Here is a 20,311-nt window from a genome sequence, read left to right on the forward strand (position 1 = left end):
GGGTCGTCGGTTACGGTCGCCTCCATGCGCATCCTTTCCGTGAACGTGGGCCGTGTCGTCGAGGCGGAGTGGGCGGGCCGCCTGGGGCGCACCGCGATCGACAAGACGCCCGTGCCGGGCCGCGTCAGGGTGGGGACGAACGGCCTGGCCGGAGACGAGCGGGCCGACCTGGAGCACCACGGCTCGTCCGACCACGCGCTCTACGCGTACGCCCGGGAAGACTACGACTGGTGGCAGGCCGAGCTCGGCCGTGAGCTGCGGGACGCCGTCTTCGGGGAGAACCTCACGACCGCCGACCTCGACGTGAACGGCGCGAAGATCGGCGAACGCTGGCGGATCGGCACGGTCGTCGCCGAGGTCACCGGCCCCCGCGTGCCGTGCGGGGTGTTCCGCAACTGGATGGGCGAGCGGGCCTGGGTCAGGCGCTTCACCCAGGCCGGTCGCGTCGGCGCCTACCTGCGGGTGGTCGAGCAGGGGGAGGTGGGCGCCGGCGACACCGTCGAGATCGTCTCCCGCCCCGAGGGCAGTGTCACGGTGACCGAGTCCTTCCGCGCCTACCACGGGGACAGGGCGCTGCTGCGCCGCATCCTCGCCCATCCCGGTCACTCCGCCGAGTGGGACCGGGTCGCCGAACGGGTCCTCGGCCGGGAGGCTCCCTAGCGCCGTGCCGTGGTGGCGTGCCCGGGGAGGGCGCGGGCGGGGCGCGGTGGCACCCGGGGAAGGCCCGGTTGTGCCGTGGTGGTGCCCGGAGAGCGCGCGGGCGGGGCCGCAGGTGACCCAGGACCTGCCGCCCCGCCCGGACTGAGGGGCCCGCTCAGCGCAGGACGGTGTGGAGCGCCGAGGTGAGCGAGGCCTTGGCGTCGTCCTGGTCGACAGACCACATCATGGCACCGCCGAGCCCCTTCAGGCGGATGTAGGCCGCCTTCTGGACCAGGGTGGCCGGGTCGTCGTAGGACCAGAACTCGTTGCCGTCGTAGAGCCACAGGGAGCCGGTGCGCAGATCGCGGTAGCGCTTGCCGGGCTTGTTCACAAGGATCTTGTAGTCCTCGCTGCCCGCTGCGAAGGTGCCCGGCGCGGGGCCGGTGGCGGTGCCGTACAGGCCGTTCCGGCCGCCGGTGACGCCGGTCCAGCCCTGGCCGTACGCCGGGACGCCGACCACGATCTTTCTGGCCGGGGCGCCGCGCGTCAGGTAGTCGCGGACGGTCTGGTCCACGCTGTACCTCACCGGGTGGGGGTCGCGCCGGTCGGTGAACAGGTTGCCGTTGTGGCCGGTGACCTTCTCCCACGAGCCGTGCAGGTCGTAGCCCTGGATGGTGGCGAAGGTGAGCTGCTTGAAGACGTCGCGGACCTCGAAGCCCGCGTCGATCTTCGCCGCCGCGGCCGGAAGGAAGGCGGTCAGCTCGGTGCGCCGGTCGAACTCGTTCATCTGGCGGCGCAGTTCGGTGACGAACAGGGTGAAGTTGCGCTTGTCCTCGGGCCGGATGACGTTGCCCTCGGCCCCGGAGGAGCCGGGCCATTCCCAGTCGAGGTCGATACCGTCGAAGACACCCGCCCCGGTGCCGGGTTCGGTGCCGGGCAGGTTGCCCCTGAGCCACAGGTCGATGCAGGAGGCGGCCAGCTTGGTGCGCCCCTCCGGGGTGAGCACCGCGTCGGAGAAGTACTTGGAGCCGGTCCAGCCGCCCAGCGAGATCAGCACCTTGAGCCCGGGGTGCTTGGCCTTGAGCTTCTTCAGCTGGTTCAGGTTGCCGTTCAGCGCCTGCCCCTCGGCGTCCGCGACGCCGTCCACGCTCTGCTCGGCGGGGACCGGGCGCTGCCAGTCGGCCCACGCGTCGGCGGAGACGCAGCTGCCCGCGGCGTCGACGAAGCCGAAGGCGTAGTTGATGTGGGTCACCTTGCCGGCGGCGCCGCTGGTGTCCATGTCCTTGACGTGGTAGTTGCGGCCGTAGATGCCCCACTGGATGAAGTAGGCGACCCGCTTGAAGCGGTCACCGTGGTCCGGAGCGGTCTGGGCCTGGGCGGGGGCCGGTACGGCCACCGCGGTGAGGCCGACGGTGAGGACTGCCGCGATCATGTGCCGGAGGAGTCTCTGCACGGGCTTCTCCACTGCTCGGGGTAATAACTTATAGGAAACTTTCCTTTAAGTTTTCCCGGATCGTAGACCTGCGTGATCTGGGCGTCAACGGTTCGCGACGCATTGGGGCGGGCGGGCCGCCGCCCGGCGGCTCCGGCGTACCGGGCATCGCGGCGGGAGCGGCAGACTTGGGGTGTGCCATCCACACTTCCCGACGGGGACCCCGTACCGGCCTCGGGCGAGCTCCCGGCGAGCGCGCTCGCCGGGCTCGGCGAACGGCCCTTCGGCTTCTACGTCCACGTCCCCTTCTGCGTGACCCGCTGCGGCTACTGCGACTTCAACACCTACACGGCCGGGGAGCTGGGGCCCGGCGCCTCGCAGAAGGACTACGCGGACACCGCCGTCGACGAGGTGCGGCGGGCACGGGCCACCCTGGGCGAGACCGATCTGCCGGTCGAGACGGTCTTCTTCGGCGGGGGCACCCCGACCCTGCTGCCCGCCGCCGACCTGGTCCGGATCCTGGACGCGATCGACAAGGAGTTCGGGCTCGCCCCCGGGGCGGAGGTGACCACCGAGGCCAACCCCGAGTCGGTCGACCTCGCGTACCTGGCGGAACTGCGCGCGGGCGGGTTCAACCGGGTGAGCTTCGGCATGCAGAGCGCCCGCGAGCACGTGCTCCGGGTGCTCGACCGCCGGCACACACCCGGCCGCCCGGCGCAGGCCGTCCGGGAGGCCGGGCAGGCGGGGTTCGACCACGTCAACCTCGACCTGATCTACAGCACGCCGGGGGAGAGCGACGACGACTGGCGCGCCTCGCTGGCCGCGGCGATCGAGGCCGGGCCCGACCACGTGTCGGCGTACTCGCTCATCGTCGAGGAGGGCACCAGGCTGGCGGCCAGGATCAGGCGCGGGGAACTCCCGATGCCCGACGACGACGTGGCCGCCGACCGCTACCTCATCGCCGACGCCATGCTGGCCGAGGCGGGGTTCTCGTGGTACGAGGTGTCCAACTGGGCGACCTCCGAGGCGGGGCGCTGCCGCCACAACCTGCTCTACTGGACCGGCGGCGACTGGTGGGGCGTCGGCCCCGGCGCGCACAGCCACGTCGGCGGCACCCGCTGGTGGAACGTCAAGCATCCCGCGGCGTACGCCCGGCGCCTGGCCTCCGGCGTCTCGCCCGCGCACGCGCGCGAGGTACTGACCCCGGAGGACAGGGCGGTGGAGCGGCTGATGCTGGAGTTGCGGCTCGTCCAGGGCTTCCCGGTGAAGGATCTCGAAAGGCCCCGGGTGGCCGCCCGTGCCCTGGCCGACGGCCTGCTGGAGACGGAGGCGTTCAAGGCCGGTCGCGCGGTGCTCACGTTGCGCGGCCGCCTGCTGGCCGACGCCCTGATCCGCGACCTGACCTGACGGCGCGGGCGCCGCGGAGCCCGTCCGGCTCCGCGGCGGCCCGGATCAGCTGACGAAGCGGATGTTCATCGGGTAGCGGTACCTGTCCCCGCGGTTCGCCGCCACCGCCGCCATGATCATCACGATGATCGACCCGAGCCAGATGACGAACATCAGCAGGAAGCCGATCAGCACGAATGCGAGGACCCACGAGACGAAGTAAGCGATCATCAGCGTGAGCTGGAAGTTCAGGGCCTCGGCGGCCTGGTCGCGCACGTAGGGGGAGTCGTCCTTCTTCGCGAGGTAGACCACGAGCGGGCCGACGAACCAGGTCAGCAGGCCCAGCAGGTGGGCGAGCATCGCCATGGTGGTGTCGTCGCTGCCGGGGCGCGGGCCGTACGTCCCGGGAGGGGCCTGGTAGCCGTACCCGTAGCCGTAGCTCACCGGCTGACCGTACTGGCCCGGCTGCGAGTATCCCGACTGCTGGCCGCCCTGGCCGCCCGCGTCGTACGGCGGGTAGGTGCCGTAGCCCTGGTCCGGCTGCCCGTAACCCTGGTAGCCCTGGTCCGGTTGTCCGTAACCCTGGTAGCCCTGGTCTGCCTGCCCGTAACCCTGGTAGCCCTGGTAGCCCTGGCTCGGCTGGGTGTGGCCCTGCCCGGGAGGTTGTCCGTAACCCTGGGCCGGCTCGCCGTAGCCGTAGCCGTAGCTCTGTCCGGGCTGGGTCTGGCCGGGCGAGGGCTCGCCGAAGTGACGTGTCTGGTTGTCGTTCGAGGAGTCGCGCGGTGAGTCCTCGGGGTTCACGCTCATGGCCCCTCCTGGTGGGGTTAAAGGACTAGCCATCTTCGCCGGGAACCGTCACAAAGTCGATCAATTCCTCGACCGGGCCGAGAAGCTCCGGCTCCAGATCGGCATATGTCGTGACCGATCCAAGAATGCGGCGCCACGCGTCGCCGGGTTCCACGTGCCAACCCAGGGCGGCGATGACGCCCTCCTTCCAGGGTACGCCGCGCGGCACCGGCGGCCAGGCGGGAATCCCGAGCACGCGGGGCTTGACGGCCTGCCACACGTCCACGAACGGGTGCCCGACGACCCGCACGTGGGCCGCGGAGACCTCGGCGGCGATCCGGCTCTCCTTGGAACCGGGGACCAGGTGGTCGACGAGCACGCCCAGACGCCGTCCCGGCCCCGGTCCGAACTCCTCGACGATCGCGGGCAGGTGGTCGACACCCTCCAGGTACTCCACCACCACGCCTTCGACCCGCAGGTCGTGCCCCCAGACCTTCTCCACGAGCGCCGCGTCGTGCACGCCCTCCACGTAGATGCGGCTCTCCCGGGCGACCCGGGCACGCAGGCCCTCCACCGCGATGGAACCCGAGGCGCTGCGCCGGGGAGCGCGCGGCGCCTCAGGCTGCCGTACGAGCGTGACCACCTTGCCCTCCAGGAGGAACGCGGCCGGGTCCAGCGGGAACACCCGCCGGCGCCCGAACCGGTCCTCCAGGGTGACGGCCTCCTTGTCGCAGGCCACCACGGCGCCGCAGAAGCCTCCCTCGGCATCCTCGACCACCAGGCCGAGCTCCGCGGGAACCTGGGGGATCTTCCCCCTGCGGGGGCGCCGCCAGTCTCCCGCCAGAACGTCACGCTCGTACATCGCCGACCGCCCACCGTCTCGTGTCAGGGATCATGTGGACGGTAGCAAACGCGGTCGTCACCTACCGTACGGTCCGGGCTGTCCCCACTGTCCCGACGCGGCGGCGGCCGCGGCCTGGCGCTTGCGGGCGCCGCTCCGCTTGACCAGCACGACGATCGTCATGATGATCGCCACCAGGAAGAACACCAGGGGGATGCCGAGCCCGGCGGCGACCCCGCCCAGCGCTCCGCTCACCGCCGAGCCGAGGGCGAGCTCCTTGCCCACGCCGAACTTGACGACACTCGCGTCGTCGGCGGTGCAACGGACCTGGTAGTCGCCCGCCTTGTCCACCCCGATCCGCAGGCCCATCTCCCAGACGTCGCCGTTGAGGGTGACGGTCTGGGAGACGGCCGCCTTCTCCAGCCTGGGCGGGGTCTCGCCGCCCTCGATCGCGCACTCGTAGTTGGTCGGGCTGGTGGCGGAGACGTAGAGCGCGGGCTTGTCCGCCGGGTCGAGCTTGACCGTCACGGCCTCGCCGGCGGCGAAGGACTTGGTGGGGGCGGCGTCGGTGATCGCGTCGGCGGCCCCGGCGGCACCGTTGTAGAGGACGAGGACCCCGACGCCGATGCTGAGGAACGCGACGAGCCAGGAACCGAAGATCCAACCGAGGCTGGGCTTGACCTTCGTCTTGGCCGGTGTTCCCTGCGGGGGCCCGTAGTTGGGGGTGGGGTAACCGTAGGACGGACTGCCCTGTTGGTACTGCTGGCCGTACGGCTGCTGGGATGCGCCGTAACCGGGTCCCTGCGGGGGGCCACCCGGAGAAGATCCGAAATTATTAGACATACACGAATAGTGCCGGGTGACACTTGGATCGGGATAGCAGTTGACTTGCCAACGACTTGCTCCCGTCATCCGCAGCTCCTGCTTATCGCACCTTCCGGACAGGGGCCGTACACTTGGCACTCGGGAACACAGAGTGCCAAGCCTCGTGTTTCCCGTTTGGACGCAGGCAGGGAGGTGACCACGTTGGTCGACGACCGGAAGCTCGCCGTGCTGCGCGCCATCGTCGAGGACTACGTGTCCACCAATGAGCCGGTGGGGTCCAAGGCTCTCACCGAGCGGCACAACCTGGGTGTGTCGCCGGCGACCATCCGCAACGACATGGCGGTGCTGGAGGAGCAGGGCTACATCGCCCAGCCCCACACCAGCGCGGGCCGGGTGCCCACGGACAAGGGCTACCGGCTCTTCGTCGACAGGCTTTCGCAGGTGAAGCCGTTGTCGGCCGCCGAGCGGAGGGCCATCGAGAGCTTCCTCGCCGGCGCGGTGGACATCGACGACGTCGTCACGCGAACGGTCCGGCTGCTGGCCCAGCTCACCCGGCAGGTCGCCGTGGTGCAATACCCCACGATGAGCAACTCGACGGTCCGGCACGTGGAGCTGGTGCCGCTGAGCGAGCGTCGGCTGATGTTCGTGCTCATCACCAACACCGGGCGGGTCGAGCAGCGCGTGGTCGAGCTGGCCGACCTCGTGGACGAGAACCGTGTCGCCCACCTGCGGGCGGTGCTCAACGCCTCACTCGACGGCTGCGGGCTCACCAGCGTCCCCGACAAGGTCGCCGATCTGCCCGGGCGACTGCCCCCCGAGGACCGGCCGCTGGCGACCGCGATCCTCTCGGTGCTGCTGGAGTCGCTGGTGGAGCGGCGCGACGAGAAGATCGTCTTCGCCGGGGCGGCCAACCTCGCGGGAGCCGACTTCACCGTCGGGCTCCGTGAGGTCCTCGAGGCGCTGGAAGAGCAGGTCGTGCTCATGCGACTGCTCGGTGAGACCTCCGACCGGTCGGCGGTGACCGTGCGGATCGGTTCGGAGAACCCTTATACCGGCCTTAAGGGCACGTCCATCGTCGCCGCCGGGTACGGTTCGGGGGACAAACAACTGGCCCGGCTCGGTGTGCTGGGCCCGACGCGAATGGACTATCCGGTCACGATGGGCGCGGTGCGCGCGGTGGCACGCTACGTCAGCCAGATCCTGGCTGCATCCTAAGAGGTCAACGAACAGTGGCTAAGAGCGACTACTACGGCACCCTCGGGGTGCGCCGCGACGCCAGTCCGGAAGAGATCAAGAAGGCGTACCGCCGCCTGGCGCGCGAGCTGCACCCCGACGTCAACCCCGATCCCGAGACGCAGGAGCGCTTCAAGGAGATCACGCAGGCCTACGAGGTCCTGTCCGACTCCAGCAAGCGCCAGATGTACGACATGGGGGCCGACCCGTTCTCCCCGGGCGGGGGCGGTGCAGGCGGGTTCGGCGCGGGCTTCCCGTTCAGCGACATCATGGACGCCTTCTTCGGGGCCGCGGGCGCCGGCGGTGGGCGCGGCCCGCGCTCCCGCGCCCGCCGCGGTCGCAACGCCACCATCCGGGTCGAGCTCGACCTGCGCGAGGCGGCCTTCGGCACCACACGAGAGCTGGTCGTCGACACGGCCGTGGTCTGCGAGGTCTGTTCGGGCGCCGGAGCCGCGCCCGGCACCCACCCCGACACCTGTGACATGTGCCACGGCCGCGGTGAGGTCTCCCAGGTCACCCGCTCCTTCCTCGGCCAGGTCATGACCTCCCGGCCGTGTCCCCAGTGCGGGGGCTTCGGCTCGATCATCCGCCACCCCTGCCAGGAGTGCTCCGGCGACGGCCGGGTCCGCACCCGCCGGACGATCAAGGTCCGCATCCCGGCCGGTGTGGAGGACGGCACCCACATCCAGCTCGCCGGTGAGGGCGAGGTCGGGCCGGGCGGCGGCCCTCCCGGAGACCTGTTCCTGGAGATCGTCGAGCGCCCGCACGAGATCTTCGAGCGTCGCGGCGACGACCTGCACTGCACCGTGCAGATCCCGATGACCGCGGCCGCGCTCGGCACCATGCTGACCATGGAGACGCTCGACGGCGCCGAGGAGCTGGATATCCGTCCCGGCACGCAGTCGGGCCAGACGATCCCGCTCTACGGCCGGGGCGTGCAGCGCCTGAACGAGACCGGCCGCGGCGACCTGATGATCCACGTCAACGTGGAGACCCCGGCCCGCCTCGACCCGGCCCAGGAGGAACTGCTGCGGGAGCTCGCCAGGCTCCGCGGCGAGGAGCGGCCGCCCGGCAAGTTCGCCCCCGGCCAGCAGGGCTTCTTCTCCCGCCTGCGGGACGCCTTCAATGGCCGCTGACGGCGCCGGTTCCCGTTTCGCCGACGGTGCCGGTTCCCGTCCCGCCGGGCCCGGCGGCCGATGACCGTCCCGGTCTTCCTGGCCGACCCCGCAGACCTGGCCCGCCCGGAGTTCACCTTCGGCGGGCCCGAGGGCCGTCACGCGGCGGCCGTACGCCGGCTCCGGGCCGGGGAGCGGCTCGACCTGACGGACGGCGCGGGCACCGTGGCCGAGTGCGTCGTGCTCGACGCGGGCAAGGACTCGCTCCGGGTCGAGGTGCTGCGCCGCTACGACGTGCCGGTGCCCAGCCCTCGCCTGGTCGTCGTCCAGGGCCTGCCCAAGGGCGACCGGGGCGAGCTGGCCGTGGAGATGATGACCGAGGCCGGGGTCGATGTGATCGTCCCCTGGGCGGCGGCCAGGTGCGTCACCCAGTGGAAGGGTGAGCGGGGCGCCAGGTCGCTGGCCCGCTGGCGCTCCACGGCGCGCGAGGCGGGCAAGCAGGCGCGCCGCTTTCACCTGCCGGAGGTGGCCGAGCTCGCCACGACCGCGACGGTCGCCAAGCTGCTGTCGGCGGCGGCGCTCGGCATCGTCCTGCACGAGGAGGCTTCCGGCCCCCTCTCCACCCTGCCGCTTCCCGGAGAGGGCGACATCGTCGTGGTGGTCGGCCCCGAAGGCGGGGTCGCCGAGGAGGAGATCGCCGCGTTCCGCGCGGCGGAGGCGGTGCCGGCGTTGCTCGGGCCGACGGTGCTGCGCACCTCGACGGCCGGAGTCGCCGCGGCCGCCATCGTGCAGGCGCGCACGGGCCGCTGGTGAAACGCGGACGGACCGGGTTCGGAGCGGACCGGGCCCGCGACCCGTACCTTCCGGGCACGCGCGTGCGGCCGCCTTTCACCGCGGCAGCCGGTGTCCGCCCCCGGCGCGTGCGCGCGGGCGGCGTCCGGTGACCCGAGGGGACGGGCGCGTCCGCGCCATCCCGGGAGGCCGGTGACGGGCGGGCCCCGAGGAGTGCTCCGCGGGCCCTCGCCCTAGCGGCCGACCGGGGTCGAGGCGGGAGCGCTCGCCTCGGTCGGCAGCGGCGGCGTATCGCCCGGGAACGGGCACTCGTCGGTCGGGCACGTGCTCTGCGAGGGGACGGTCGCCTCCGTCGGCGTGGGCGTCGCCTCGCTCTCGTCGCACTTCTCGGTGAGGCCGCCCGGCTCGACCGGCTCACCCTGCACGGTCGTGGGGCAGGGGGTCGGCGTCGGGGTGGGCTCGGGGGTGGGCCTGGCCGTCGTCGGCCGCGTGCTCGGCGACGCGCTTCTGGTCGGCGTGGGCCTCGCCGTCGGCGTCGGCGTGCCCTGCGGCCTGGTGACGGCCGGGAGCGGGGCCGTGACCGACGGCGCGGGAGGCCGCGAGGTGGCCGACAGGTCGGGCGGGGTCGACTCGGTGTAGTTGACCTCGCCGGTGCTCACCTCGGGGATCACCTGCTCACGGAACTGCGGGACCACCATGACGACGGTGGCCGCGACGAGGGCCGCTCCCGCGACGGAGGCTCCGATACGCCACCACATGAGGTTACGGAACCCGCGCCGTTCGATGCGGGCACGGATGATCTCCAGTCCGTCCGGGGAGGGAACGACCGAGTTCGCCTCCGCGTTGAGCGCGCGGCGGAGCAGCTCGCCGTACTCATCCGGGGAGTCGGTCATGACAGTTGCTCCAGTGCAGTCCGTAGGGCGGCCATCCCGCGAGCCGTGTGACTCTTGACCGCGCCTTTGCTGATGCCCATGGCGTGGGCGATCTGCGCCTCCGACAGGTCTCCGTAGTAACGCAGGACCAGTGCCTCCCGCTGGCGGGCGGGCAGGCCGCGGAGCGCCTCGATCACGGCGGAGCGCTCGAACTCGCCGATCGCCCCGTTCTCGGCGCTCGGCGCGTCGGGCATGCCCTTGGGCGCGTATTTCTCGACGACCGCCCGGTGCCGCAGCACCGAACGTGATCGGTTGACGACCGACTGACGCAGATAGGCCAGTGCCTTGTCGGTGTCGCGCAGGCGACGCCAGGCGCCGTGAATGGCGACGAACGCGTCCTGCACGACCTCCTCCGCGGTTGCCATGTCGCGGACGAGGAGCACGGCGAGGCGCACAAGAGACCGATAGTGCGCGCTGTAAAGCGCGGTAACGGCCATATCGGCATCCCACCCGACGGGCACCGTCCCGAGCGACCTGTCGGCCACGAGGGTCTCGGTGGTCACATCAGTGGGACGCTCGGCCTTCCCAGAGGGTTTACGCTCTTCCGGTTCATTAGGGGGCATGACCCAGTCGTGTCCTCGCCAGGCGGCCTTATGGTGCTACGCGCAATGGTCTGTCGTTGGTCGAAGCTTTGCACACCCACCATATCTGTGCGGATCTTTGTTTGCGGACGGGGAACCATCACCGATTCGCAACGCCCGCGACGGTAGGGTGCCTGCATGGTGAGCGAAGCGAACTGCCTGTTCTGCAGGATCGTGGCCAAGGAGATTCCGGCGGAGGTCGTCCACGAGACCGACCGCACACTGGCCTTCCGCGACGTCAATCCCCAGGCCCCCACCCACGTCCTGGTGGTCCCCAAGGACCACTACCCGACCGCCGCCGCTCTGGCCGCCGCCGACGACGGGCTGGCCGACGCGGTCCTGGCGGCCGCGCACGCGGTCGCCGAGCAGGAGGGCGTCGCGGAGGAGGGGTACCGGCTGGTGTTCAACACCGGCCCCGGGGCCGGCCAGACCGTCTTCCACGTGCACGGACACGTGCTCGGGGGGCGCGGCCTGACGTGGCCGCCCGGATGAAAACCCGCAAGCATGATTGCGGGGATCGTGGATACGATGGCGTAGAAGTCAGACGCCTATATCTGGAGGCGAACAGGCCGTAAGGCCCGCCCATGTCCGAGACATACGATTCCAGCAGAACGCCGCCGAGGTCCAAGGGCCCCAGCCGGACCCAGGCGAAGGTGGTGATTCCGGACGATCAGCCGATGGTCAGCCTCCTGGGCTCACGCGACGAACTGCTGCGTGTCATCGAGGGCGCCTTCCGTGCTGACATCCATGTCCGGGGCAACGAGATCACCGTCACCGGCAGCCCCGAGGAGAGCAGCACGGTGGTGCGCCTCTTCGAGGAGATGGCCGAGCTCGTCCGCGGAGGCGCGCAGCTCACGGTCGACGCGGTCGAGCGCAGCATCGCCATGCTGCGGATGTCCTCCGAACGTCCCGCCGAGGTGCTCTCCCTGGACATCATCTCGTCGCGGGGCCGGACCATCCGCCCGAAGACGGTGAACCAGAAGCGCTACGTCGACGCGATCGACAAGTTCACCATCGTCTTCGGCCTCGGCCCCGCCGGCACGGGTAAGACGTACCTGGCCATGGCGAAGGCCGTCAGAGCCCTTCAGGAGAAGAAGGTCAACCGGATCATCCTCACCCGCCCCGCGGTGGAGGCGGGCGAGCGGCTGGGCTTCCTGCCCGGCACGCTCTACGAGAAGATCGATCCCTACCTGCGCCCGCTCTACGACGCGCTGCACGACATGCTCGACCCCGATTCGATCCCCCGGCTGATGTCCGCGGGCACGATCGAGGTGGCGCCCCTGGCCTACATGCGCGGCCGTACGCTCAACGACGCCTTCATCATCCTCGACGAGGCACAGAACACCTCGCCGGAGCAGATGAAGATGTTCCTGACGCGTCTGGGATTCAACTCGAAGATCGTCGTCACCGGCGACGTCACCCAGGTCGACCTGCCCAGCGGCACGCTGAGCGGTCTGCGGGTCGTCCAGGAGATCCTCGACGGCGTTTCCGACATCCATTTCAGCCGTCTGACCAGTGCCGACGTCGTGCGGCACAAGCTGGTGAGCGACATCGTCGACGCCTACGGGCGCTACGACGAGCTGCAGCGCGAGAGCGCCACACAGTCGATCAAGGGCGTCGTCAAGCGCCCCCGGGGGAGAACATGAGCACGGCCGCGGCATACGGTCCGGGAGAAGTGAGCGACCGATGAGCGCGGAGCGAATCCGGCGCGGCGCGCGGAGTGGGGCGCGAGGTACGAACGGGCCGCGGAGCGGGCGAGGAGCGGTGAGCGACCGATGAGCATCGAGGTCAACAACGAGTCCGGTGTCGGGATCGACGAGAAGCTCATCGTCGCGCTTGCCGGGCACGTGTTGGAGCGGATGGGCATCAACCCGCTGGCCGAGCTGTCGATCCTGGTGGTCGACGAGGAGGCCATGGCGGTGCTTCACGAGCAGTGGATGGGCGAGCCCGGCCCGACCGACGTGCTCGCCTTCCCGATGGACGAACTGCGTCCCGGCCCGGGCGCCGGAGCCCGGCAGGAGGGCGACGCCCCCGCCGATCCGGCGCTCCTGGGCGACGTGGTGCTCTGCCCCCAGGTGGCGGCCAAGCAGGCGGCCGAGGCGGGACACAGCACCGAGGCGGAGCTGGAGCTGCTCTGCACGCACGGCATCCTCCACCTGCTCGGCTACGATCACGCCGAGCCCGAGGAGCACAAGGAGATGTTCGACCTGCAGGGCGAGCTCCTGGAGTCGTGGCGGGAGGTGCGCCCCCAGCGGTGAACCTCGCCAACGGGTGGTTGTTCTCGGCCGTCGTCCTCGTGGTGGTCGGCGGCCTGATCGCCAGCGCGGAAACGGCGCTGACCCGGATCTCGCGGGTCAGGGCGGAGGAGTTCGTCCGTGACGACCGCCGGGGTGCGGTGCGCCTGCAGGCCATCGTCGCCGACCCGCCGCGCTATCTGAACCTGCTGCTCCTGCTCAGACTCAGCTGCGAGCTGGTCGCCACAGTGATCGCCACGCTGCTCTTCATCGACTGGCTCGGCGACCGGGGCTGGGCCTACGCCGCCGCCGCGGCCGTCATGATCGTGATCAGCTACGTGATCGTCGGGGTCTCCCCACGCACCCTGGGCCGCCAGCACGCGGAGCCCATCGCGCTGGCCAGCGCCCCCCTGGTGTACGGCCTGACCCGGATCTTCGGCCCGCTGCCCACGCTTCTCATCCTGCTCGGCAACGCCGTGACGCCGGGCAAGGGCTTCCGGGAGGGGCCGTTCACCTCCGAGGCCGAGCTGCGTGACCTGGTCGACCTGGCCGAGGAGCGCAGGGTCATCGAGCCCGACGAGCGGGAGATGATCCACTCCGTCTTCGAGCTCGGCGACACCCTGGCTCGCGAGGTCATGGTGCCCCGCACCGACATGGTGTTCATCGAGCGCGGCAAGGCGTTGAACCAGGCCCTGTCGCTCGCCCTGCGCAGCGGCTTCTCGCGGATCCCCGTGGTCGGCGAGAACGAGGACGACGTCATCGGCATCGTCTACCTCAAGGACGTCGCCCGCCGGGTGCAGGACGCCGGCGACGACGGGCGCACCGCGCCGGTGGAGTCCATCATGCGCCCGGCCACCTACGTGCCGGAGAGCAAGCCGATCGACCAGCTCCTGCGGGAGATGCAGGCCCGCCACATCCACCAGGCCATCGTCATCGACGAGTACGGCGGGACGGCCGGTCTGGTCACCATCGAGGACATCCTGGAGGAGATCGTCGGTGAGATCGCCGACGAGTACGACCAGGAGGCTCCCCGGGTGGAGCAACTGGAGGACGGTTCGGTCCGGGTGACCGCCCGGCTCCCGGTCGGCGACCTGGCGGACCTGTTCGACATCGAGCTGGAGGTCGACGACGTGGAGACCGTCGGGGGCCTGCTGGCACACGCGCTGGGCCGGGTGCCGATCGCCGGGTCACAGGCGGTGGTGGAGGGGCTCAGCCTGACGGCGGAGAGCCTCGCCGGGCGCCGCAACCGGATCGGGACGGTCCTCGTCACCCGGGTCGCCCCGGCCGAGCCCGACTCGGTGACGGCCTCCGCCGAGCAGGGGTAGCCCTCGCGCCCCGTTCGAGGCGTGCGGTGAGGGCGCGGCTCCGGCGGCCGGGGTTCCGGGGGCCGGGTTCGGTGTCGTGCGCCTCGGGTTCCGGGGGCCGAGCCCGGAGCCGTGCGGCCGGGAGCCCGGTGTCGTGTGGCTCCGAGGTCCGGTGCCCTGCGATGGGAAGAGGGCCGAGCACTTCCCAAGCCGTCCTCAAGTGGCCTGCAAGCGGCGCGCGTCATTGTTGTCTCACGGCACCTGGTCGCGCGGGTGCCGGTGGGGAAATCCCCGGCGCCGGGAGGGGTTCGCGGCGCGAGGACGGCCCCACGGGGAGAAAAAGAGTTACGCAGGGCTCCGAGGCTGTCCTGCGTCGCTCGCTTGAGGGTGTTCTCAATCGTGAAATACGGTTGGGGACACCCTTAGGCGTTTCTAGATGATTGCCGTTTTTGCCGAGCGGGAAGAACGTCGATCGGCGAGGACGGGGCGCCTTGCACATGACGTCGGGGGGACAGTCGTGACGCGGGGGATGAATATTGCCGCTTTCGCGGCTTTATGTGCCACTCTTCTGGGGGCTATCGCAGGGTGTGGGGACGGGGCCGGATACGAAGGTGGCGCCGACGCGGCCGCGGAGCGGGCCCGGCTGCGTGGCCTGCTCAGCGAGACGCGAGACCTGCCGGACGGGTTCTCGGCCAGGCCGCGTGACGAGTGGAGCGTGCCGTTCCGGCCCGTCGACAAGGACTGCCGGATCGTCCTGGACGCCGCCGCGGGCGGGCCGGCGCGTCGGGCGCCGGGGGTGCGGGTGGCCGTGACCTACCAGGGCGACCGGCTGGGGGAGCTGGCAGGGGTCGGCCTGACCTCCTATGCCGGGGACGGCGCCGAGCGGCGCTTCGCCGAACTGGGCAGGGCGCTGGGCGGCTGCGCGGTCGTGAAGGGCGGCGTGGCGGGCCGGGGTACCACCTTCACCGTTTCCCCCCTCGACCTGGACGGGATCGGCGACGGTGTGCAGGCCCGGCGGCTGAGCGGCCGGCTGAACGGATACCCCTACGAGATGAACCTGGTCTTCGCCCTGAGCGGCCACACCGTGGTCTCGCTGGTGCACGCCGGGATGGAGGGCGTCGACGTCGAACGCACCCGGGAGCTCGCCCACTTCCTGGTCGGCCGGACCGCCGCCTGACGTGCTCGCCTGCCGGGGCCACCTGACGTGCCTGTCTGCCGGGACCGCCTGACGTGCCTGTCTGCCGGGACCGCCTGACGGGACCGCCTGCCGGGTCGTCCGCCGACCGGGCCGTGCCGAGGCGGCCTCCCGAAAGGGGTGGTTTCCCGCTCTCCTCCGCGCAGGCGGGCGACGGCCGGGCCTCGACCGCTCCAACCGGGAGGACCGCGGAGGGGCGGTCCCCCGCGGGCGTATCACCGGTCTTCTCGCCGGGTGGGATGGACCCGTGCCCCTGTCACCGCGGCAGACGGGGCTGAATACCCTTGGGGTGTGAGTGACGCGACCCTCGACCCCGAGGACAACAAGATCATCGTCCTGGCCCGTTCCACCCGCGCCCGCAACGGCGCCGCGGAGGGCGCGGCCGTGCGTGACGAGACCGGCCGGACCTACGCGGCCACGAACGTTGCGCTGCCCTCGTTGACGCTGTCGGCGCTGCAGGTCGCCGTCGCGATGGCCGTGTCCAGCGGCGCCGAGTCTCTGGAGGCGGCGGCTCTGGTCACCGCGGGGGAGGGGCCCGCCGAGGCCGACGCGCAGGCGGTCAGGGACATGGGCGGCACGACCCTGCTGGTGGCGGACCCGGACGGCACCCTGAGGCAGCGCTGAGAGGGTGCGCTGCGTCAGAGCCGAGGCCGGTATCGGGGACAATGGGTGACGTGAGTTCCTCAGCTGCTGATTTCCGCGCCGGATTCGCCTGTTTCGTCGGCAGGCCGAACGTCGGCAAGTCCACGCTGATGAACGCGTTGGTCGGCACCAAGGTGGCGATCACCTCGTCCAAGCCCCAGACCACCCGCAGGGTCATCCGCGGCATCGTGCACCGTCCCGACTCCCAGATCGTCATCGTCGACACGCCCGGCCTGCACCGCCCGCGGACCCTGCTCGGCGAGCGGCTCGACAGCCTCGTGCTGTCCACCCTCACCGAGGTCGACGTGATCGGTTTCTGCGTGCCGGCCAACGAGCCCATCGGCAAGGGCGACCGGTTCATCGCCGAGAAGCTCGCCGGCATCAAGAAGACCCCGGTCGTCGCCGTGGTGACCAAGTGCGACCTGGCGACCCGTGAGCAGATCGCCGGGCAGCTGCTCGCGGTCTCCCAGCTCGCCGAGTTCGAGGATGTCGTCCCGGTCTCGGCGCAGTCGGGGGAGCAGCTCGACGTGCTGTCCGACGTGCTCGTCCGGCACCTCCCGGAGAGCCCGCCGCTGTACGAGGGCGGGCAGCTCACCGACGAGCCCGAGCAGGTTCTGGTGGCCGAGCTGATCCGCGAGGCGGCCCTCGAGGGCGTCCGTGACGAGCTGCCGCACTCGATCGCGGTCGTCGTCGACGAGATGCTGCCCAGGGAGGGCCGCGACGACCTGCTCGACATCTACGCGCACATGTTCGTGGAGCGCCCGTCGCAGAAGGCCATCGTGATCGGGCACAAGGGTGCCCGGCTCAAGGAGGTCGGCAGCCGCGCCCGCAAGCAGATCGAGGCGCTTCTCGGCAGCAGGGTCTATCTCGACCTGCGCATCAGCGTCGCCAAGGACTGGCAGCGCGACCCCAAGCAACTGCGTCGCCTGGGCTTCTACGACTGATGCCCCCGCGGCCGGCGCCGGGCGGACCGGGGCGCGGTGCCGGCCCCGCGGCCGGTCCGTTTCCCCGGACCGGCCGGCGGCGGGTGAGAAGAGGCAGTGCCGTCGCTCCGGTCCAGGTCGGCGGGCGGGTGCCGTTCGGTGAGCAGGCGGCGTACCCGGTCACGGCGGTCAGGGCTGCCGAGCCACCGCCGCACCAGCCGCCGGCCGTGGACGTAGCCGAAGATGTACGGGGCCATGACGGACGGCCTGATCGGCCCGAGGGCGAGGGCGATCCCGTTTCGTCGTACAGCCCCCGGCGGGCCGGGTAGTCACCGAGCTCCGCGTCGGAGCACCCTTCCGTGGCGAGGAGGGCCGCGTTCCCCCGCCCCCCACAGCATGTCCCTGGCGTGGTGGATCGTGGCGAAGTCGCTGCCGTCGGGCCGGATGCCGAACTCGGGCAGGACGTTGTCGCTCAGCCATGCCCGGGCCTCGTCACCGGGGAAGACGATCTCCTGTGCGCACAGTCCGAGCCCGCCGGTGCCGGCTCGACCGCGGTGGTGACCGGCGGGCCGACGCCGCGCTGTGTCGCATCATGCCGCGCCGGGTGAGCCGGGCTGTTCGCACTTGCTTTGGGCTGAACATTTGTTTATATTCCTAAACATGCGTTCAGCCAATGACGACAGAACCGCGCGGGCGATCATCCGGGACCGGGCTCTTGAGCTGTTCGCCGTTCACGGACCGGCACGGGTGACCGTGCGCCAGATCGCCGGGGCGGCGGGTGTCTCGCCCGCGCTCGTCATCCACCACTTCGGCTCCAAGGAGGGGCTGCGTGCCGTGGTGGACGAGCATGTCGCCTCGGTCTTCGACGGGTTGCTGCAGCGGGCGGCCCGCGGCGAGCTCGTCACCTCCGACGGGGCTTCCTTCGCCGAGGCGCTGCTGAGGGAGCTGCCGCCGGACTCGCCCGTCCCCGCCTACCTGCGCCGGCTGCTGCTGGCGGGCGACTCGGCGGGAACCGAGGTGTTCCGCCGGTGGTTCGCGGTCAGCCGGGCGACGGTCGAGGAACTCGTCGCGGCCGGGGTCATGGCACAGGGCCGCGACCCCGTCGTCCGGGCGGCCTTCGTCATGGTCAACGACCTGATGCTGCTCCTGGTCCGCGACCAGCTCGCCGACGTCCTGGGCGTCGACCCCCTCGGACCGGAGGGCGCGACCCGCTGGGCCGAGGAGGTGCTGGCCGTCTACCGGGACGGGCTTCTCACACCGGAAGGGGAATCGCGATGAGGGTTCTGATCTGCGGGGCCGGGATAGCCGGTCTCACGCTGGCCTGGTGGCTGCGGCGCAGCGGCGCCGAGGTGACCGTGGTGGAGAAGGCCGCCGGGCCGCGCAGCGACGGCTACATGATGGACTTCTTCGGCTCCGGCTACGACGTGGCCGAGCGCATGGGCATCCTCGACGCGCTGCGTGAGGCGGCCGCCGACATCACCGAGCTGGCCTACGCCGACCGGCAGGGCAGGCGGGTCGGCGGTCTGCGCTACGCCTCCTTCACGGCCATGCTCGACGGCCGGGTGCTGAGCCTCATGCGCGGTGACCTGGAGGCGGTCCTGCGTTCGGCGCTCGGTGACGGTGCCGAGATCCGGTACGGCACCAGCGTCGCGGCGGTCCGTGACGTCCCCGGCGGCGTGGACGTCGAGCTGACCGACGGTGGCGCGCACCGGGCCGACCTGCTGGTGGGTGCCGACGGGATCCACTCCGTCGTCCGGCGGCTGGCCTTCGGCCCGGAGGAGGGATTCCTGCGCCCGCTGGGCTACCACACCGCGTCCTACCTGCTCGACGACGCCGAACTGGCCGAGGCGGTCGGCCCGCGGTTCGTCCTGGTGGGCGTGCCCGACCGGCAGGCCGGCCTCTACCCGACCCGGAGCGGCAGGCTGGCCGCCTCCCTCATCCACGCCTCCACCGCGACGAGCCTGCCCGCCGACCCGCGTGCCGAGATCCTGGCCGTCTACCGGGGGCTGGGCCCGATGGCCGACCGAGCGCTGGCCCACTGCCCGGAGGACCCCTACTACGACCACGTCGCCCAGGTCGAGATGCCGGGCTGGAGCCGGGGCCGGGTGACCCTCGTCGGCGACGCCGCCCACGCGGTCTCGCTGATGGCCGGTCAGGGCTCGTCGATGGCGATGGGCGGGGCGTACACGCTGGCCACCGAACTGCTCGGGGCCGACGTCGAGGCCGCGCTCGACCGGTACGAGCGGCGGATGCGCCCGTTCGTCCTCGGCAAGCAGCGGAGCGGGCGCAACACCGCCGACTGGATGGTCCCGCACCGGGCCTGGCAGATCACCCTGCGCAACCGTCTGTTCGGCCTCGCGGACCTGCCGGGCGGCACCGCCGTCATGGGCCGCGCGCTCAGGAGCCTGGGGGCCAGCGTGGCCAGCCCCGCGGGGTGATCCGGAGATCGGCCCAGATCCGGCCGGGGCGGCGCCGATCCGGTCCGATTGGGGCGAGATGGCACCGATCCGGTCCGGCCGGGGCGGCACCGGGGTGGTGGCGCCGGACCGCGCCGCGTTCACGGGCGGGCGGCCGCCGCCTCCTCGCCCTGCCGCAGGCGCCGCCGCAGCTCGACGGCGTCCCGGCCGAGGGCGGACACCAAGGTGGCGGGACCGGCCAGAGGAAGGGCGGCCCAGCCGTCCCCGACCACCGTCCGCGGTGCCCGTCCGGTGACCAGAGTGCTGCCCACGCAGCCGGCGTCCCCGTAGACGGCGGGACTGCCGTCGATCTCCGGGTCGCCCACCACGAACTCCTGCCGCAGCAGCGGGACGCCCCCCGAGACGGCGTCGAAACGGGAGTGGCAGCGGCCGGGCCGCTCGCCGTACCTGCCGAAGACGATCTCCTCGCGCCAGAACACGCGCGCGTCCTCGGCGAGGTCCAGCCGGACGACCATGCGGTGCCGGCAGCCCGCCGCGAGCACGGTCGGCTCGGGTGCGAAGCGCAGCGACGCGCCCGCGCCGACCCGGGCGGTGACCGTCATCAGCGACTCGCCGCCCGCCGAGCCGGGCAGGACCAGCGTGCTCGCCACCGACCGGACCTCGACCGCGGTGCCGGGTGCCACCTCGATGTCGAGGGCCAGGTCGTCGCCGCCCAGCGGTCCCGCCGCGGTGGACACCAGGTGCACCTGACCGGGCGCGGTCACCCGCAGCGTCAGCGGCGGGTCGGACCGCATCGTGGCGAGTACCGTGCGGCCGCCGGTCCCGCGCTCGGTGACGATCGCCGCACGGGCCCGCATCGCCCGCCGGGAGGCCCGCACCGCCGATCCGGGCACGGTCGCGGGCGGGGCGCCGGCCGCGCCGGCCGTGCCGGTCACGTCGGTCACGTCGGTCATGTCGCCGGCCGTGCCGGTCGCGTCGGGGGAGACGCCGCCCGGTCGTCCCGCCGCCGGTACGGCCGGGACCGCCGGGCGGGG

21 protein-coding genes are annotated in these 20,311 nt (G+C 71.7%); 14 read left to right on the forward strand and 7 right to left on the reverse strand.

What is annotated here, in order from left to right; translation table 11 throughout:
• The first annotated feature begins 24 nt into the window (after positions 1-24).
• Positions 25-660, forward strand: a complete 636-nt coding sequence (locus ABD841_RS06110) for an MOSC domain-containing protein (protein WP_344968711.1) — start codon at positions 25-27, stop codon at positions 658-660.
• 154 nt (positions 661-814) lie between these two features.
• Here the strand turns inward: ABD841_RS06110 and ABD841_RS06115 are convergent, their stop codons facing one another.
• On the reverse strand, positions 815-2,092 hold the full coding sequence (locus tag ABD841_RS06115; protein ID WP_344968713.1) for a glycoside hydrolase family 18 protein: 1,278 nt from the start codon (positions 2,090-2,092) through the stop codon (positions 815-817).
• Between the two features lie 174 nt (positions 2,093-2,266).
• Here ABD841_RS06115 and hemW point away from each other — a divergent pair, with 174 nt between their 5' ends.
• Positions 2,267-3,478, forward strand: a complete 1,212-nt coding sequence (gene hemW / locus ABD841_RS06120) for a radical SAM family heme chaperone HemW (RefSeq protein WP_344968715.1) — start codon at positions 2,267-2,269, stop codon at positions 3,476-3,478.
• 45 nt (positions 3,479-3,523) lie between these two features.
• On the opposite strand, the gene ABD841_RS06125 is transcribed toward hemW, so the two are convergent.
• Genes ABD841_RS06125 through ABD841_RS06135 form a run of 3 tightly spaced genes read right to left on the reverse strand, consistent with a single transcriptional unit; the run spans position 3,524 to position 5,927 of the window.
• Positions 3,524-4,264: a DUF4870 domain-containing protein gene (locus tag ABD841_RS06125; RefSeq protein WP_344968717.1), complete on the reverse strand. Its 741-nt coding sequence runs from the start codon at positions 4,262-4,264 to the stop codon at positions 3,524-3,526.
• Between the two features lie 25 nt (positions 4,265-4,289).
• On the reverse strand, positions 4,290-5,105 hold the full coding sequence (locus ABD841_RS06130; RefSeq protein WP_344968719.1) for a DUF3097 domain-containing protein: 816 nt from the start codon (positions 5,103-5,105) through the stop codon (positions 4,290-4,292).
• A 57-nt stretch (positions 5,106-5,162) separates the two neighbouring features.
• Positions 5,163-5,927 carry a hypothetical protein gene (locus ABD841_RS06135; RefSeq protein ID WP_344968720.1) on the reverse strand — a complete coding sequence of 255 codons (765 nt, stop codon included), beginning with the start codon at positions 5,925-5,927 and terminating at the stop codon, positions 5,163-5,165.
• Positions 5,928-6,110: 183 nt separating this feature from the next.
• Between ABD841_RS06135 and hrcA the strand changes: the two genes are divergently transcribed.
• The 3 genes from hrcA to ABD841_RS06150 are packed head-to-tail and all read left to right on the forward strand — an operon-like array spanning position 6,111 to position 9,070.
• Complete coding sequence (gene hrcA, locus ABD841_RS06140; RefSeq protein WP_344968857.1) at positions 6,111-7,124, forward strand: heat-inducible transcriptional repressor HrcA; 1,014 nt, start codon at positions 6,111-6,113, stop codon at positions 7,122-7,124.
• A 14-nt stretch (positions 7,125-7,138) separates the two neighbouring features.
• Complete coding sequence (gene dnaJ / locus ABD841_RS06145; RefSeq protein WP_344968722.1) at positions 7,139-8,278, forward strand: molecular chaperone DnaJ; 1,140 nt, start codon at positions 7,139-7,141, stop codon at positions 8,276-8,278.
• A 60-nt stretch (positions 8,279-8,338) separates the two neighbouring features.
• Positions 8,339-9,070: a 16S rRNA (uracil(1498)-N(3))-methyltransferase gene (locus tag ABD841_RS06150; protein WP_344968724.1), complete on the forward strand. Its 732-nt coding sequence runs from the start codon at positions 8,339-8,341 to the stop codon at positions 9,068-9,070.
• Between the two features lie 212 nt (positions 9,071-9,282).
• Here the strand turns inward: ABD841_RS06150 and ABD841_RS06155 are convergent, their stop codons facing one another.
• Positions 9,283-9,942, reverse strand: coding sequence for a hypothetical protein (locus ABD841_RS06155; RefSeq protein ID WP_344968726.1), 660 nt, complete (start codon positions 9,940-9,942; stop codon positions 9,283-9,285).
• The gene (locus ABD841_RS06160) at positions 9,939-10,418 is read right to left on the reverse strand and encodes a SigE family RNA polymerase sigma factor (RefSeq protein WP_344968859.1); all 480 of its coding nucleotides are present in this window, start codon (positions 10,416-10,418) and stop codon (positions 9,939-9,941) included. The genes ABD841_RS06155 and ABD841_RS06160 overlap by 4 nt, the downstream gene beginning before the upstream one ends.
• A gap of 282 nt (positions 10,419-10,700) precedes the next feature.
• Between ABD841_RS06160 and ABD841_RS06165 the strand changes: the two genes are divergently transcribed.
• From ABD841_RS06165 to ABD841_RS06205, 9 genes are all read left to right on the forward strand, one after another.
• Positions 10,701-11,054, forward strand: coding sequence for a histidine triad nucleotide-binding protein (locus tag ABD841_RS06165; protein WP_425581951.1), 354 nt, complete (start codon positions 10,701-10,703; stop codon positions 11,052-11,054).
• A 92-nt stretch (positions 11,055-11,146) separates the two neighbouring features.
• Positions 11,147-12,208 (forward strand): PhoH family protein, encoded by a 1,062-nt coding sequence (locus ABD841_RS06170; protein ID WP_344968728.1) that lies wholly within the window; start codon positions 11,147-11,149, stop codon positions 12,206-12,208.
• Positions 12,209-12,337: 129 nt separating this feature from the next.
• Entirely contained in the window at positions 12,338-12,820 is a 483-nt protein-coding gene (gene ybeY / locus ABD841_RS06175) for an rRNA maturation RNase YbeY (protein ID WP_344968730.1), read from the forward strand.
• Positions 12,817-14,121: a hemolysin family protein gene (locus ABD841_RS06180; RefSeq protein ID WP_344968732.1), complete on the forward strand. Its 1,305-nt coding sequence runs from the start codon at positions 12,817-12,819 to the stop codon at positions 14,119-14,121. Before ybeY ends, ABD841_RS06180 begins: the two co-directional genes overlap by 4 nt.
• A gap of 508 nt (positions 14,122-14,629) precedes the next feature.
• Positions 14,630-15,277, forward strand: a complete 648-nt coding sequence (locus ABD841_RS06185) for a hypothetical protein (RefSeq protein WP_344968734.1) — start codon at positions 14,630-14,632, stop codon at positions 15,275-15,277.
• Positions 15,278-15,586: 309 nt separating this feature from the next.
• On the forward strand, positions 15,587-15,919 hold the full coding sequence (locus ABD841_RS06190; protein ID WP_344968736.1) for a cytidine deaminase: 333 nt from the start codon (positions 15,587-15,589) through the stop codon (positions 15,917-15,919).
• 41 nt (positions 15,920-15,960) lie between these two features.
• On the forward strand, positions 15,961-16,881 hold the full coding sequence (era, locus tag ABD841_RS06195; protein WP_344968738.1) for a GTPase Era: 921 nt from the start codon (positions 15,961-15,963) through the stop codon (positions 16,879-16,881).
• Between the two features lie 639 nt (positions 16,882-17,520).
• Positions 17,521-18,138, forward strand: coding sequence for a TetR/AcrR family transcriptional regulator (locus ABD841_RS06200; protein ID WP_344968740.1), 618 nt, complete (start codon positions 17,521-17,523; stop codon positions 18,136-18,138).
• Positions 18,135-19,298: an FAD-dependent oxidoreductase gene (locus ABD841_RS06205; protein ID WP_344968742.1), complete on the forward strand. Its 1,164-nt coding sequence runs from the start codon at positions 18,135-18,137 to the stop codon at positions 19,296-19,298. Before ABD841_RS06200 ends, ABD841_RS06205 begins: the two co-directional genes overlap by 4 nt.
• A gap of 119 nt (positions 19,299-19,417) precedes the next feature.
• Here ABD841_RS06205 and ABD841_RS06210 read toward each other — a convergent pair whose 3' ends face one another.
• Positions 19,418-20,230, reverse strand: coding sequence for an urease accessory protein UreD (locus ABD841_RS06210; RefSeq protein ID WP_344968743.1), 813 nt, complete (start codon positions 20,228-20,230; stop codon positions 19,418-19,420).
• Between the last annotated feature and the right edge of the window lie 81 nt (positions 20,231-20,311).

It is taken from the genome of Streptosporangium fragile (assembly GCF_039534445.1).
Classification (GTDB): Bacteria; Actinomycetota; Actinomycetes; order Streptosporangiales; family Streptosporangiaceae; genus Streptosporangium; species Streptosporangium fragile.